Here is a 16,289-nt window from a genome sequence, read left to right as displayed (position 1 = left end):
GAACAGACAAATGAAACGAACATATATAATATTGACCGTCCTTTTGATGAGTTTATCGATCAACTTTTCTTGCTCCGATTTGGAAGAAGAGCCAGTAGGATTGTTGGCACCAGAGGCATTTTACCAGACTACGAGTGATGTCCAGATTGGTATCAATGGTGCTTACTCCTTGTTGACACACGAATCCTTTTGGGGAAGGAAATTACCTCTTTCTCTCTTGTTGAGAGGTGATATGGCAAGTATTGGAGATATGACAACTACTTCATTTCGTATCGAAGTAGATCAGATGAATATGAGTGCGACCAACGGTATGGTGAGCGCCATGTGGCCAAAGGGATATGAAATCTTGGCAGCATTGAATTATACCATGGTAGGTGCTGAATCCATCGATGCGGCAGACACAGAGGTCAATCCTTTGTTGGCTGAGTGTAGATTCTTACGTGCCTTCATACACTTTCACTTTGTGAGGTTGTTTGGAGAGATTCCCTACATTGATTTTGCCTTCACAGATGCCAACATAGCTTATACACTTCCTCAATCATCCGAGGATGATATCTATGCAGGTATCATCGAAGACTTGGAGTTTGCAAAGCAGCATTTGACCGATAGGCCTGTATCCAAACAGCGTCCAGGCAAAGGAACTGCTGCTGCTTTTTTGGCATCTGTGCATTTGACCAGAGCCAATTATCCTGCTGCCTATGCGGAGGCTAAATATGTAATTGATAACAGTGTGGCATTCGGATATAGTTTGGAGCCAGAGTTTGCGGACTTGTTTGATCCTAGTATCGCTACACCGTCCAACGAAGTGTTGTTTGAATTGGACTTCAAAGGAAACGATGCAAGCGCAAACCCAAGTAGTCTAGGTGGAACCAATGCAGCCATAGATTATCTGGCATCAGTTACAGGACCGAGAAAGGATGAACGCTATACTACAGGTGAGGGGTGGAGTGTAGCAGTGCCTACTTTGGCCGCATTCAACTCTTTTGATCCACAGGATTACAGAAGAGTCGTGAGCTTCGACACCATGATGACTTACAATGGTGTGGCGACTCCATACACAGATTGGGGGGCAATCCCACTCAATGTAGCTAGACCACACATAGCTAAGTACTACAGGGCACATGGAGAAGTGTTGGGAGAGGGAAATCCAGCTGTATCAGCAGGAATCAATGCTCGTGATTCTGAAAATGATTACTGCTTGATGAGGTACGCTGATGTCTTGCTGATGGCCGCTGAGGCATCCAACGAAGTGAATGGGCCTACGGCAGAGGCAGAAGACTATGTCAACCAAGTCAGGAAAAGAGCGAGAAGAGAATTGGATGCTGATCCTACCAATGACAGAGCAGTTCCTGCGGATGTAGCTGGTGGATTGAGCAAGGAGGAATTTACCACCATGGTTCTGGAGGAAAGAAGGGTTGAGCTAGCGTTCGAGTTTGGTAGATGGTATGATATCAAACGTAGACAGCTGGGTGTCACGGCATTTGGCCCAAGCGGATTGGAGCAGCAAAACTTTGACCCAGCGAGAGATTATTACTATCCTAAATTCCAACAAGATGTGGATAAAAATGATAATTTAACACAAAACAAAGGTTATTAAGCAAGATGAATAAAATCAACATGATATGGCTGTGTGTTTTGCTTTTGGCATGTACCGAAAGAGAAGCTGCTCAGCAAAGTGGGGAAGAAGAAGTTGGAAATGGTTATTCAGTTTGGAATTCGGGCGTCAGTGCCCGAGTTCCTTATTTGCTCTCTTATCCAGTTGATTCGGTCCAGTTTCCGAGGAGCATGGAGGAAAATGGAGAGGTACGCGGTGTACCATCCAAGGATTGGACCAGTGGGTTCTTCCCAGGTAGTTTGTTGTATTTGTACCAATTGACAGGGGATACATCCTTCTTGACGCGTGCAGAGAGTTGGATTCCATTTATGGAAAAGGAGCAATGGAATGGCAGGACCCATGACATGGGATTCAAAGTCTATTGCAGCATAGGCAAGGCCTACGAGATCACGCAAAACCCACACTACAAAGACGTGATATTGACTAGTGCACAAACATTGAGTACGAGATTTTCGCCTACGGTAGGGTGCATTCAATCTTGGGATTTTGGAATGGACAAATGGCAGTTTCCAGTGATCATCGACAACATGATGAATTTGGAGTTGCTTTTTGAGGCGACACGTTTGTCTGGAGACAGTTCGTTTTACAAAATTGCAGATTCTCATGCACGCAAAACCCTCGTCAATCACTACCGTGCAGACAACAGCAGCTACCATGTGATAGATTACAATGTCACGACAGGTGAGGTCAAACAGCGTCTGACTCATCAGGGATATGATGCCGAATCAGTTTGGTCGCGAGGACAGGGTTGGGGCTTGTATGGCTTCACGATGGTTTACAGATACACCCGAGACGAGTTGTTTTTGGAGCAGGCCAAAAAGATTGCGGCATTTGTTATGAATCACCCGCAGATGCCAGATGATCATATCCCCTACTGGGACATGAATGATCCCGCTATTCCTAATGCACCAAGGGATGCCTCTGCTGCAGCTGTGGATGCCTCAGCTTGCTACGAGTTGTACACCTACACAGGAGATATAGCATACCTAAAATTTGCGGATGCCATCATGGAATCATTGGGTTCAGCTACTTATGTGTTGTCTGAGGATTTCAAAGTGCCATTTATTTTGACGCATAGCACAGGCAATTGGCCCAAGGATGACGAAATAGATCTACCTATAGGTTATGCAGACTACTATTTCCTCGAAGCGATGCATCGAAAAAACAGTCTGGGAATTTCACAATAAAATTGAAAATCAAATGATTAAGAATATTGGCTTATTGGCTTTGTGCTGTATCATGGTCGTCTCCAGTGCGATTTCGCAAGGACGGACAGAGTTGAATATTAACAAGGATTGGACCTATTTGGGTGTTCCAATAGAAAATTTGGATGATTTGGAAGAGCAGCAAGATTGGCAAGCCATCGATCTGCCACATACCTGGAACAACGAAGATGTAGTGGATCTTACTCCTGGATACAGAAGATCCGTCAGTTGGTACCGCAAGAACTTAATGTTTGACAAAATCAATCCAAATACAAGACAGTTTCTTTATTTCGAGGGAGTCAATATCACTACAGAAGTCTATGTCAACGGACAATTGGCAGGTGAGCATGTGGGAGGCTATGTGGGATTTGAAATTGAAATCACCAAGCAAATTCATGCAGGAGAGAATGAAATTTTGATCAAAGTGGACAATGGATATGACCGCCAGGTCATTCCCTCTCAAAAATCTGATTTCTTCATCTACGGAGGCATTACCAGAGATGTGTGGTTGAGGACTTTGGCTCAGACCTACATTGAGGATATCAACATCTCTACCAGCAAGGTGAGCAAAACTGCTGCGACCACCTCTGTTTCCTTGGACTTGAATGGCAGAGTCTCTTCTAAGATGACAGTCCTCCTTCAAGTAAAGAACCCAGAAGGGAAAGTTGTTTTTGAGGAAAGCAAAAAGGCCCAAAGCTCTACCAAGTTTAGTTTCAAACTAAGCCATCCTCAGTTATGGGGAGTCGAGACTCCCAATCTCTATACTGTGGAAGCCAGTTTGATGAATAACAATGTCGCTTCGGATCATAGAAGTGACCGATACGGCATCAGATGGTTTGAGTTCAAAGATCACGGACCGTTCTATCTCAATGGAGAGCGACTCCTGCTCAGAGGTACACACCGCCATGAGGAGCATGCTGGCTATGGAGCTGCCATGCCCAATGAGCTACACAGAAGGGATATCGAAATGATCAAGGAAATGGGAGCCAATTTCATACGCTTGGCGCATTATCCTCAGGATCCAGAGGTGTACAGAGCTTGCGACGAACTAGGGATTCTGCTATGGGACGAGTTGCCGTGGTGCAGAGGAGGCGTAGGCGACGAGGTATGGAAAGCCAATACCAGCAGACTCCTGAAGGAAATGATCGACCAAAACTACAATCACCCAAGTATCATCTTATGGTCAATGGGTAACGAGATTTACTGGTTGCCTGATTTTGACAATGGAGATGATGAGGAGTCCATCAATAGCTACCTCAAAGAACTGAATGCGCTTGCACATCAACTCGATCCAAGCCGCAAGACTTCCATCAGAAAGTATTACCCAGGAGCAGAAATTGTGGATGTCTTCAGTCCGTCGATTTGGTCGGGCTGGTATTCTGGTTCGTACAAAAACTACAAAAACGTGGTAGATCAGTCAATCGAAAAGTATAACCATTTCTTTCACATGGAGTACGGTGGATCGAGCCATGTAGGGCGTCATACTGAGAACCCCATCAATGGAGACGGTCTAGTCAATCCAGATGATTGGGAGGAGGAAGTCAATCAGATAGAAGTCAAAAGCATTGCCAATGCGGGTGATTGGAGTGAAAACTACATTGTGGATTTGTTTGATTGGTATTTGAGCGTGAGCGAAACCCACGATCAATTTGTGGGCAACGCACAGTGGGCATTCAAAGATTTTGGCACTCCATTGAGACCAGAAAATGACATCCCTTATATGAACCAAAAGGGACTTGTCGATAGAGAAGGCAAGCCAAAAGATGCATACTATGTCTACAAAAGCTATTGGTCCAAAGTGCCATTCTCCTACATCGAGTCACATACATGGACGGAGAGATCAGGACCCAAAGGAACAAAAAGAAACATCAGTGTATTCAGCAACAATGAAAAAGTAGAGCTGTTTCACAATGGCAAAAGTTTGGGAATGAAAACCAGAGACATCACGCAATTTCCAGCCTGTGGCTTGAACTGGGATGTGCTTTTTGACGCAGGACAAAACGAACTCCACGCAGTAGGGTATCAGGGCAATCAGGAAGTGTCGTCAGATTCAATGACGATTAGCTATAGTTTTGAGCAAGCAGGTACGCCAGATGACTTGAGGCTCAGTTATGTGTTGCAAGAGAATGGAGACTACTTAGTGAGTGCAACCGCTGTAGACAAGGAGGGACGTAGATGTCTCGATTATGAGGAGCGTGTGTACTTTCAGTGCATGAAGGGTGGCGAATTGCTTCGCAATCAAGGTACACCTACAGGTAGCGAATCCATCAAAATGGCCAATGGCAAGGCATCCATCATTGTGAAACCAGACAAGCTCTCATCAATCTTGCAGATGACCGTGTTGAATCAAAATTTCAAGGGATCATTTTTAGAGATCAAAAAGTAAGAGCCTGCCCGACTGGAGGGTGAAAGTTGAAGCAAACTAGAAATCTATATGACTGAAATGCAGTTTCCGCCATCAATCATATAGAATCAAAATAATACCATCGACATTGATTCCAAAACTTGTGATTGATGTCGATGTATCAGAGAAAAATTTAAAAAAGCGATTATGAAATACTTGGGTACACTATTCTTGGTGTTAGGTATATCTGTGGGGTCTGCAGCACAAACCCCACAGATATGGCTAGACTATCAAGCTGACAAAGCCGCAGGAGTCACGCCAGAATTGACGGATTACTCTTTTGCAGGTTACCACTTCTCCGAGTTGGAGATTCCGTCGGTAGCGACTTGGACTTATTTTGATGTCACAGATTATGGTGCCATCGCCGACGATGAGCTTTTTGATGATGATGCGATTCAGTCAACCATCGACGCAGCACAGCTTCATGATGGACCAGCGGTGGTTTTCTTTCCATCCGGCAAATTTATCGTCAGCAGCGACAACAATACGGGTAATAAAATCTCCATCACAAGAGACAGTGTCGTCCTCAAAGGCAGTGGTGCTGGAGATGGGGGAACAGAGATTTTTATGAAAGAAATGCGCGTGCTCAACGGCCATTGGCAGTTTGAGTTTACACCTGCGGGTTCGATTGTTCCCGCTAGTAGTTACATGACGGCTTCTGCAGATAGGGGTGATTATGACATCATCGTCCAAGACGGGAGCGTCTTTGAGGTAGGACAAGATGTCTTGCTCAGCCATCAGAGTGAGGCATTTGCCAGAGCGCATTTTGGTGATCTAGAGTTGTCCGAAAATTGGTATAGACTCTTTGGATCAGGAGGAGGTATGAGTTTGTATGAGCTCCACGTCATCAAAGAGATCAGCGGCAATCGCCTCACTTTCGTCAATCCAATTCAGACAGATTTACCTCTTCTTGACATTCGCTATCAGGTCAGCAGGCACAATGTCATCAGCGAAATAGGTGTGGAAGACATCCTTTTTACCAGCGATTGGGAAAATTACCCTGAAGACTTTGTCCACCACAAAAACGACATCCATGACTATGCTTGGAATGCCATACAGTTCGAAAATGTAAAGAATAGCTGGGTCAGAGATTGTGAGTTTCGCAGTTGGAATCAGGTCATCGACGTGCGACAATCTATTGGCGTAACCATCCAGGATGTGGTCATCTCTGGCAAACAAGGACATGCTTCATTCTTGACACGCAGAGGGTACGGACTGTTGGTCAAAGACTGCGAGGATCAGGCAGATACGCATCACGGGCCAGGTACAGGTTATTCAGGAGTGAATACTGTATATCTACGATGCAGTATGTCACAAGATCAGTCTTTTGACAGTCACAGTGGACAACCATACGCTACCTTGGTTGATGATGTGCTAGGAGGAGTTTTTAATCAGAATGGGGGGCCATACGAAAGCTATCCTCATCATGGAAGAGGTCTGACTTTTTGGAATTTTCGTCACCAGTCATCCAAGACCTTGACTTATGATTTTTGGAGTGTGGATATCCGAAATGGAAACACCTATGCAGAACCTTACTTCGTAGGGTTTCAGTCCAACATGACTGTCAACTTTCTCCATGAGGGATTGCATCAATTGCCTGATCAGATGGTAGAACCTCGTTCTCTCTTTGAGGCACAATTGGCACTCAGATTGGATCAACAAAATACACTGCCAACTGTCAGATTCATCACACCTGAAAATGGTCAAGAACTGCTGATTGGCGCAGATGTGCCAGTACAGATAGAAGCTGCCGATCCAGACGGTACGATCTCCAAGGTGCAATTGTATATCAACGATCAACTACAACGAGAAATTGATACTGCTCCCTATCTATGGGGAGAGGACGAATTGACCGATCCTTTGTTGTTTGACATGCCTGCGGGCAAGTACCGATTGAAGGCCATCGGAACTGACAATGATGGGAATACAACCACTACGACTTTGGATTTTACGATCGGTAAAGCACCCAAAGTAGAGATTGGTTCTCCTAAAAATGGAGCAGTTGTCGAGGCGGGAGTATTGTTGACCGCAACAGTGAGCGCAAGTGATGAGGACGGGACACTTGCTGCAGTTTCGTTGTACCTAGATGATGTGTTGGTCAGAACCATTACTGCCTCACCATTTGTTTGGGGGCAAGATGCGACTGTCGATCCGCTGTTGGTCTTGCCATCAGGAGAGCATGTACTCAAAGTCATTGCAACTGACAATGATGGCCTCACGGCGGTAGACGAATTGACGGTAATTGCCAATGCATCACCCGCACTTTCGTTCCTTTCGCCTACCAACCAACAAGTGTTGGACGAAGGAGTAGATCTGATAGTAGAGGTAAGTGCCAGTGATGAAGATGGGACGATCGTCCAAGTTGACTTGTACATGAATGGCAAATTGCTGAGGAGCGATACCCGATCACCATTCAAATGGGGAGAGCGCAGTGATGCTGACCCTGCACTGTTTGGAATGAAAGCAGGTAGCTATGTTTTCAAAGCGGTGGCTGTGGATGATCTGGGGAGTGAAAACTCTGAGACGATTAGTATATCAATTGGCTCATCTGAAATATTGTCATCTGATCTCGTATCGGACGATGTTTTGGTCTATCCCAACCCAACCAAAGATGTATTGACAGTACAATCCAATGAGCCAATACAGAATGTGAGTTTGTTTGATTTTTCTGGCAAGAGTACTAATCTCAAGTGGAAGAATGAGGAGGGAAATAAGATGGAATTATCAACTGCTGGTTTGAGTCAAGGGATATATTTCCTTCGTGTAGACATGAAAGATTCCATAGAGGTTTTTAAGATCATCAAGAATTGAGGATCAAAACTTATTTTTAGAACACAGTGATGAACAGGGCTTAATGGAAAAGAAAGGGCGACACGCTCTTTTTCTTTTTTGATCATAAAATTGATAATTGACATGAAAAGTACAAATCATAAAATCATTTCGACGACCAAAAACCGATTGCAAATTGCACTTTTGACTGCTACACTTTTGAGTGGTTTTTATACTAGTCAGTCACAAAATCTTCCTGCAATTTTGACTGATGCAGAATTAAAAGAGGAAATCTATTTGCCTGATTATTCCTATGCTGGGTATCATTTTTCTGAGGAGCAGATTCCAGTTTCTACCTCAGGTACTGTCATCAATGTGACAGATTTTGGCGTGGTAGCAGATGATGGACTCGATGATAGCCAGGCACTGCTCAAAGCCATGAAAATGGCCAACGAGACCGAAGGAAAAGTAGTCCTGCAATTCCCCAAAGGGAGAATCATCCTTAGCGAAATCTTATACATTTCCAGAAGCAACATCTGCCTGAGAGGAGCGGGTAGTGGTGAGCAGGGCACGACCCTCTACTACCCACGACCCATGCGGTATTTGGCCAATCCCCCAGAGCTCCAAGAACTCAGGGAGTACCTTGTTGAACTCGATAAGCGTCAACGAGAACCAGAAAACAATTTGGATTTGCCTTTTTCTCAATACGCTTGGTCTGGCGGCATGATATGGGTACGTGTACCAGGAGAGCGGGTCAAGTCTTATTTGGACAAGTACGATACCAAACCGAAAGTACTTGCTCAATTGCTCTCTGGCCAAAGAGGCCGACAGCTCATTGAAGTACAATCTGCCAGCAAATTGGCGGTAGGTGATGTGGTCCAAATCGAGTGGTACAACAAGGACGGAAAGAAAGGTTCGTTGATCTCTTCTATATATGATGATGCTGATCTGAAGGTTGGTTCGCATCACTACAATTACCCCAATCATGCCCTCGTCATGCAGCAAGTGTTGATCACTGAGATCAAAGGCAATCAGGTGACGATCAAAGATCCTTTGCTCCATGACATCAATCCACAGTGGAAGCCTGTCATGACGGAGTGGAAACATTTGGAGGAAGTAGGAATTGAGCATTTCAACATCGAGTTTCCGATGGCGCCCAACATCGCACATCACGTCGAGGACGGATACAATGCCATCTACCTTACCAACATGTACAACGGCTGGGTGCAGGACATCAAAATCAAAAATGCAGACAGCGGCATACTCACAGAGCAATCTGCCAATGTGACTATCGCAGACATAGAGACGTCAGGAGACAAAACTGCGCACTATGCTGTGAGTATGGGTAGCGTACACAACATCCTGGTCAGGAATCTATCGGTGCGCAACATCGTGACGCATCCGTTGAGTTTCAATACGCATGCGACGAAGAGTGTCTATCAAAACTGTGTCGTGTACCAAGTACCAGTTTTGGATCAGCACTCTGGTGCCAATCACCAAAATCTGTTTGACAACATTCGGGTGTATGCGACGAGTTTGGAGGACGGTTCTTATCCTTTGTTTGCGGGTGGGGGAGCTGGTTATTGGAAGCCTTCTCATGGTGCATTCACCACCTTCTGGAACATCGATGTGCAGTTCGGTAATGGCTTGGATGCTACCAAGCCCGTCATTTTGAATGGCATGAAAGATGGCCCTGCTGCGAGATTGGTAGGCATACATGCCAATCGTCCCATCACGATCCATTACGAACCCAATGCGTATATCTCGGACGAAAATGTGAACCTATGGCTAGTACCCTCCCTGTTTGACTACCAGTTGAGAGAGAGGTTGAAGAGGTAAGATTTTGCCAATTTTTTACCTTAAAAGACCTTAATTGACTAAATGCGAAAGCACAATGTTTTGTTTGTTGATTAATTAATAATCGTAGGGTCAATAGGGTTTGTTTACAACTTTTAGATATCAAAATGTTTTGTTTCCTGTTTGGGTGATTTTTTGAGAATCAAAATACTTTGTTTACAACTTTTAGATATCAAACTACTTTGATTCTTGTATTACTGTAAATACAAGAATCAAATCGATTTGGTTATTGTTTTTATCTATATCTGGTACTCAAAAATGGGTGTGTAGATGGATTATAATACAACAGAAGCTATCAATTATCATTATGATCAATTTCCACCTCAAAACATAAATTATGGAAATTTCATAAAGGAAATCATCAATGCCACAGATGCCTTAGCTCGATTTGATCAGATGCTGAAAAACCTGCACAATAATGAAATTTTATTAGCTCCATTAAGAAATCAAGAGGCTGTAATTTCATCAAGGATTGAAGGGACTGTTAGTACAATGGATGAGATTTTACAATATGAAGCAGACGATGACGGAGACAATTTGAATGTGCGATCTGATGTTATTGAGACTGTATTGTATCAGAGAGCACTGAAAAATGCGCAAAATGCATTGGAAACAGGTTATTTATTATCTGCCAGTTTTATAAAGCAAATGCATCAACAACTTTTGTATCTAGGTAGAGGGGCGGCAAAATCTCCTGGAGCATTCAAAACCGAACAAAATTATTTAGCAGATAAAATCAAGAAGAAAATACAGTTTATCCCAATAAGCCTGGAAAAACTGGATGAAGGACTGGAAAAATTATTTCAATATTTAAAAGAAAGCAATGATCCTGCATTGATAAAGACGGCATTAATGCACGTAGAATTTGAAGCTTTACACCCCTTTCAAGATGGAAATGGAAGAATTGGAAGAATGCTTATTACCCTGTTTTTATGGAAGGAAGGGATATTGTCACAACCTCATTTTTATATAAGTGGCTTTTTAGAAGAAAATAAGGACTTGTATATCGATACAATGCGGCAGGTTTCGGAGAAAAATAATTGGGAAGAATGGATTCGGTTTTTTTTGATTGCAGTGGAGAATCAAGCAATTCGAAACTTAGAAATTGCTGAAAACATAAGGACTCTCTATGAACAAATGAAAAATGAATTTACAGACCTATTATCCTCAAAGTGGAGTTTGAATGCACTTGATTTTGTTTTTACAAATCCAGTTTTTAGAAATAATAAATTTACTTCAACTTCTGGCATACCAACCGCAACAGCAGCAATAATCACTAAAAAACTATTAGATAATGGCTATTTGGTTCAAAAGGGTGAAGCCTCAGGAAGAAGAGCTGCGTTGTATTCATTTGAACCATTGATGAAAATTGTGAGAGTTTAGAACTGTAGCAATTGACAAATAGTTGTCGCTTTTAGTGATTTACGATTCTTTGATAACAATACAAAAACAGGCGAGCCATTTGGCTCGCCTGTTTATTTTATAAACTAAAACGTAATGATTATTTGTACATCGGGCCGCCCACTGTGATGATGGCATTGTCAAAGCTCGTAGTGGCCAAAACACCACCATCAGCAGCAGTGACAGTCACACCAGCGGTTCCACCTGTACCGTAGTTTCTACGATTGGCGATCCCAAATCTCTGCACTTGCTCGGCATCAAAGTTGTCAATAGTCAAGCTACCATCAACGAACATAGACAGTGGGATAGAAAGGCTCCACCAGCCGTTTTCGTCAGGAGTATAACCCATGGCTTCCAATCCAATCCAAGTAGGATAGTATTCGAAATCATCATTGTTGACAATATCTCTGATTCTGAAATCACAAAGCACATCTTCTGGAATCTCAGAAGTCTTGTATCCATCAGGCAGGTTGCCAAAGTTGATTTGCACGTTGAAATAAATATCATCTACTGAAGCATCTCCAAAAAAGTCTGTAAATACACCAGCGGTTTGAGATCCAGTAAAACGCTGCGTCATGTATGATCCCGATATGGTTGTGGAACTGTATCCCTCCATGTGGAAGAAATTGCCATCTATTGCAGTGGGTAGGTATTCTGCGATATCAACTACCGCTGAACTGATATCATGTGCAGTAGATTCCTCTGGATCAGCTCCACCACCACCGAAGGCACGCGCATCTGCTTCAGGGTTGTCAAATGTACCCCAGAATGCCTCATCGATCTTCTTGATGACATAAAAAGGAAGCGTCTCGGTAGAGGTGGTAGTCGTTCCACCATTGTTGACGATGGTGAAGTTGTTGAGTCCCAACATGCTGCCTTCTCCGACAGTGACTGTGGCAGTCGTCTCAGTTGTTTCTACGATGGTAGCTTCTACCGCCCCGATTTTGACAGAAGATACCGTCATCATGTCTATACCCGTCAAGGTTATATTGTCGCCTACGACAGCAGAGATAGAGCTGATTGACTCTACTTGTACTGCTCCTGCTATGACAACAGTGAATTCATCAGGGCTGACACCTACTCCACCTGCTGTGGTCACAGATACTTTTCCTGTGGTAGCGTCTTCAGGCACTGTAGCTACGATCTCAGTAGCACTGTTGGAGACGATCGTCGCAGCTACGCCATTGAATGTTACTGATGTAGCGGCATCCATATCAACACCTGTAATGGTGACATTGTCACCAGGCTCACCACTTGTAGGATTGATGGCTGTCACGACAGGAATGGGAGTCGGATCGTCCTTGTCTTCAGAACAAGACACTGCTAGAGTAGTCAAAGCAATCGATGCTACCAGCAGCATTGCTCTTTTCATTTTTCTTTGTAAATAAGAGTAATTTGTATTCATGTTTATCTTTCATTTTGTTGTCCTCATAGTTAGCTGAGTTTGGGATTCTAAAAATTCAGAAATGGGTACACAATCGTACAAAAGGTAGGAAAATGGCTTATTGGAGGGCAGAATGTGTCCTACGATATTGTATACACTTGTAATGATGAGACAGGACAGCTGTTTGATGATTTGGCTGAAAAAGTAGGAATAAGCTCTGCGGCGTTAAAAGAGTACGACATCTATAAAGAAGTACCTTTAATAACAGAAGGCGGATATTGTTTTGGTAAGGCAAACACCTGATGGAATAGAAGATATCATTATTATTGAGACTAAGTTGAGCTCAGGCACAAGCTATACACCTCGTCAAAAGGAGGGATGGAAGAAATTGGCAAATGGGGAAGATTTGAAGTTAAAATATAGAGCCCAAGGTAAAAGTGCATCAAATAAGAATGTGAGCTTATTAGAAAGTGATAATTTAACCAATGCTAAGATTAAAACATACAAAGTAAGTGATCAGGGTAAAGCTTCAATTGATATATCAGAAATCTCTGTGAATGACTATAAAGGTTACATATATAAGCCAAATAAAAATTGAATTGTATGAATAAAACGGAAAGGAAAAGTGTTTTTTTCGGGGTATTAACCCCTTATCTTGTGGGCAAAGGTTATACGCCATTTTTATCAGGCGGAGATCCTACATACGTTTTGAATACCAACAACAATTTAGTGGTTCACTTTTTTTTCAACTTCTACTCAAGTGGCATGATAGGAGTGGCTCCTATGTTCTTAACTCATTACGATATTGAAGATTATATTTTAAGAATTGGAATTCCGACGAATGATTTAATTCAGTCGAAAAAGAAAGAGAAGTATCATCTACCAACTATCAAATTTAGTGATTTACCCGATAGCTTGAATGAACGAATTCTTGAGACACAAAAAGAAGCAGAAGATTTTGCGACTTCATATATTTCCTACATAGAAAATGAAGGTAAAGCGTTTATAGAGAGGTATAGTTTTCTTCCCAATGTATTGGCCGAGATGGATCGCTTGGAGTCTGAGGGAGAAGATTGGAATGGTATATTAAGTGGTATGGGGGATAGACTCTTTAGAGGGGTAATAATTTCTAAATTATGTAACGATCCAAATTTTCAAAAGAAGATGAATTACTGTGAAATGAAGTTTACAACTGTACAATTACTAGAAGAATGGCAACCTTATTGGTCAAAACTAAAAGAGGTCTTACCTTCCATAAAACCAAAATATAATCTGTAAGTACCCCTTCGCTCTTCGACTTTTGTAAAGTCGAAGCACTATCATAGTAATACAGTAATCCGCCTTGTACAGTGCTTTGCGCCTAGGAAAAATGCTCCATGGTAGATGTTTTGCATGGAATGATAAAAACAGCCGTGACAGAATATTATTTGTATTTATCCTTTTTATACCTAGCAGGGGGTATCAAATCAGCCAGTCCAATGCAATTGACAAAAGAAAATCCCCATGTCAATCGACACGGGGATTTGAAGTATGTATAGAATAGCAGGAATTATTGTTTCAGTATTCTCAACTTATGTTGGTGAGCGTCTTTGCTGAGGACGACCAAGTAGAAACCACGCGAGAGGTTTTGCGTGTCGACCCGAAGGTCAGTGTCTATCGGAAGGATTTCTGAATAAACCTCTTGCCCTGTCAAGCTCATGATTTTCATCTGTCCTCCTGCATATTTTTGGTCAGGACGAATCGTGAGCAGATCTTGGGTTGGATTGGGATAAATCAAGGTCTCAGATAGAAGCAATTCGTCTGCATATATCTCAGCACTCCTGCTTCTGGCAGCACCACTCGGTTCATCTCCCCAGATCAGGTTGCCATTTTGATACAAAGTGATTTTGTCAAAATCAGCATAGGAGGTGTAGCTGGGGTCAAAGGAATAATCATTCGTTTCGTTGTGGTTGGACCAATCCGATTTCGTGATTCTCAACTTGATATTCCCAGAGTCATCATTGGCAGAGAGTGATCCAGCACCAGATGCAAAGGAGACCTCCAGATAATAATTGCTGCCGGACGTATTGACGAAACTGCCAGCTATATAGGATTTGCCAAGAGCCGCATAGTCGCAATAGAATTTAGGTGTAGCTGATCCTTCCATGGTAAACCAGTACCTCATTTTCAAGGTATTGTATGCGACGGATGAAGAGCCGTCGTTGACAATTTGGACGTAGGGTTTGATGCTGTTGTCATTAGGGTTGGTGTCACCACATTCGTAGGCCACACTCAAATCGGACGAACTGCCACCTCCACCACTGGTGTTGACTGTGATGGATACAGCAGCAGTCTTGCTGGCATTGTCATTGTCGATGGCTTTGACAGAGAGGTTGTAGCTGCCTGCTGCGACATTGCTCCAAGTATAGCTGTAGGGACTGGAGCTGTCCTCTGACAGTTTGGTCGATCCATTGTAGAATTCTACTTTGGCGATGCTGCCATCACTGTCACTAGCCGTAGCGGTGATCACCACATTGGCTCCTGCTGTGAATGTGGCACCATTGGATGGTGATGTGATCGAGACTGTCGGGAGACTGTTGCTGCCACCACCATTGCAGAAGCCATACCACGTAGGGCAAGATTCTGTCACGCGGTTGTTGTACAGATCTCCTGAGGGATTTCGGTTATTGTCGAAAGCATAGACATTGGATGTGCCGCTGTAGGCTTCTAGTACGTTGCCCGTGCTGCCATCCATGTTGAAGGTATTGTTGTGTACCACATGGTCATAGCCAGATAGATCAACACTCCGATCTGTTACTGCGATTCCTTTGGTGATGATGGGTTCGTTATTTTGATTGAAGGTGTTGTACCTGACGTAGGTACGTGTGCCTTTCAAGTCTATGAAGGAATCCGCATAATTATCACCTGAGATACCTTGTCCATGGACAGTGTTATACTCTACGATGGTTTCGCTGGTACCTTCTTTGATGTCAAAAGCCTCGGCTCTGATGTCAGGGCCGATGGTGCAGTTTTTGACGGTCGTGTGATCTACGGATGGATCGTAGCTGCTCCATGATCCTTTGTCAGTGCCTATGTAGACCCCTTCTCCAAAACCAGGGCTGACATTGCCTGTATCATAGATGCTGCAATCATCGATGGTTACGTAATCTGAGCCATCTCTCACATGTACGGCTTCATTGCCAAAAGTATGAATGGAACAGTGGATGGCTTTGCTGTAATTGGAGTTGTCAAATACCAATCCTTTTTGTCCGGTGGATATTTCTAGATCTTTGACAATCCAATAGTCACCCTCAATCCTCAAGACTGTTCTGCTGCTGATTGAGGTTCCTTTCAGATGCGGACGGTTTGACGAAGAGGCCCCTCGAATCGTGATAGGATTGGAGGCAGTGCCGTTGGCTCCAGAGTAATAGTAAGCAGCGTTGATCGATGCGGAGGAAGTATAAGTTCCAGATGCGATGACAATTTCGTCACCCGCACTGACTGCTGCGAGGGCGTCTAGGATTTGTTGCACCGTATTACAGTTGTAGGTGGTTGCTTGTGAGCTCAAGGATAGGAATAATCCTATGCCTAGATAAAGTAATCTTGTTTTCATCATGCTTAAAAATTAGTTGATAGTAAGAGTGTGCACCTTGCACACTTTTTAGAATTTCATAT

General features: G+C 43.3%; 10 protein-coding genes. 8 read left to right on the top strand and 2 right to left on the bottom strand.

The window, feature by feature from the left end; genetic code table 11:
* Positions 1-10 precede the first annotated feature (10 nt).
* From N6H18_RS02215 to N6H18_RS02190, 6 genes are all read left to right on the top strand, one after another.
* Complete coding sequence (locus N6H18_RS02215; RefSeq protein ID WP_262310211.1) at positions 11-1,597, top strand: RagB/SusD family nutrient uptake outer membrane protein; 1,587 nt, start codon at positions 11-13, stop codon at positions 1,595-1,597.
* Between the two features lie 5 nt (positions 1,598-1,602).
* A complete protein-coding gene (locus N6H18_RS02210; protein WP_262310210.1) occupies positions 1,603-2,802 on the top strand; it encodes a glycoside hydrolase family 88 protein in 1,200 nt (399 codons plus the stop codon).
* A 13-nt stretch (positions 2,803-2,815) separates the two neighbouring features.
* Positions 2,816-5,206 carry a glycoside hydrolase family 2 protein gene (locus N6H18_RS02205; protein WP_262310209.1) on the top strand — a complete coding sequence of 797 codons (2,391 nt, stop codon included), beginning with the start codon at positions 2,816-2,818 and terminating at the stop codon, positions 5,204-5,206.
* Between the two features lie 165 nt (positions 5,207-5,371).
* A complete protein-coding gene (locus N6H18_RS02200) occupies positions 5,372-8,035 on the top strand; it encodes a DUF4955 domain-containing protein (RefSeq protein WP_262310208.1) in 2,664 nt (887 codons plus the stop codon).
* 102 nt (positions 8,036-8,137) lie between these two features.
* Positions 8,138-9,832, top strand: coding sequence for a pectate lyase family protein (locus tag N6H18_RS02195; protein WP_262310207.1), 1,695 nt, complete (start codon positions 8,138-8,140; stop codon positions 9,830-9,832).
* A gap of 288 nt (positions 9,833-10,120) precedes the next feature.
* On the top strand, positions 10,121-11,233 hold the full coding sequence (locus N6H18_RS02190; RefSeq protein WP_262310206.1) for a Fic family protein: 1,113 nt from the start codon (positions 10,121-10,123) through the stop codon (positions 11,231-11,233).
* A gap of 118 nt (positions 11,234-11,351) precedes the next feature.
* Here the strand turns inward: N6H18_RS02190 and N6H18_RS02185 are convergent, their stop codons facing one another.
* Positions 11,352-12,623 carry an IPT/TIG domain-containing protein gene (locus N6H18_RS02185; protein ID WP_262310205.1) on the bottom strand — a complete coding sequence of 424 codons (1,272 nt, stop codon included), beginning with the start codon at positions 12,621-12,623 and terminating at the stop codon, positions 11,352-11,354.
* A 295-nt stretch (positions 12,624-12,918) separates the two neighbouring features.
* Here N6H18_RS02185 and N6H18_RS02180 point away from each other — a divergent pair, with 295 nt between their 5' ends.
* Together N6H18_RS02180 and N6H18_RS02175 are read left to right on the top strand one after the other, a co-directional pair.
* Positions 12,919-13,233 (top strand): hypothetical protein, encoded by a 315-nt coding sequence (locus N6H18_RS02180; protein ID WP_262310204.1) that lies wholly within the window; start codon positions 12,919-12,921, stop codon positions 13,231-13,233.
* Positions 13,234-13,238: 5 nt separating this feature from the next.
* Complete coding sequence (locus tag N6H18_RS02175; RefSeq protein WP_262310203.1) at positions 13,239-13,913, top strand: hypothetical protein; 675 nt, start codon at positions 13,239-13,241, stop codon at positions 13,911-13,913.
* Between the two features lie 271 nt (positions 13,914-14,184).
* Here N6H18_RS02175 and N6H18_RS02170 read toward each other — a convergent pair whose 3' ends face one another.
* Positions 14,185-16,230 (bottom strand): Ig-like domain-containing protein, encoded by a 2,046-nt coding sequence (locus N6H18_RS02170; protein WP_262310202.1) that lies wholly within the window; start codon positions 16,228-16,230, stop codon positions 14,185-14,187.
* Positions 16,231-16,289 lie beyond the last annotated feature (59 nt).

The sequence above is a fragment of the Reichenbachiella agarivorans genome (genome assembly GCF_025502585.1).
Taxonomy (GTDB): domain Bacteria; phylum Bacteroidota; class Bacteroidia; order Cytophagales; family Cyclobacteriaceae; genus Reichenbachiella; species Reichenbachiella agarivorans.
The sequence above is the reverse complement of the archived record's forward strand: the minus strand, read 5'-3'. Positions and strand labels throughout refer to the sequence as shown.

Coding starts and splice junctions, on each gene's coding strand:
- N6H18_RS02215 (WP_262310211.1), top strand. CDS start 11: ATGAAACGAACATATATAATATTGACCGTCCTTTTGATGAGTTTATCG.
- N6H18_RS02210 (WP_262310210.1), top strand. CDS start 1,603: ATGAATAAAATCAACATGATATGGCTGTGTGTTTTGCTTTTGGCATGT.
- N6H18_RS02205 (WP_262310209.1), top strand. CDS start 2,816: ATGATTAAGAATATTGGCTTATTGGCTTTGTGCTGTATCATGGTCGTC.
- N6H18_RS02200 (WP_262310208.1), top strand. CDS start 5,372: ATGAAATACTTGGGTACACTATTCTTGGTGTTAGGTATATCTGTGGGG.
- N6H18_RS02195 (WP_262310207.1), top strand. CDS start 8,138: ATGAAAAGTACAAATCATAAAATCATTTCGACGACCAAAAACCGATTG.
- N6H18_RS02190 (WP_262310206.1), top strand. CDS start 10,121: ATGGATTATAATACAACAGAAGCTATCAATTATCATTATGATCAATTT.
- N6H18_RS02185 (WP_262310205.1), bottom strand. CDS start 12,623: ATGAAAAGAGCAATGCTGCTGGTAGCATCGATTGCTTTGACTACTCTA.
- N6H18_RS02175 (WP_262310203.1), top strand. CDS start 13,239: ATGAATAAAACGGAAAGGAAAAGTGTTTTTTTCGGGGTATTAACCCCT.
- N6H18_RS02170 (WP_262310202.1), bottom strand. CDS start 16,230: ATGATGAAAACAAGATTACTTTATCTAGGCATAGGATTATTCCTATCC.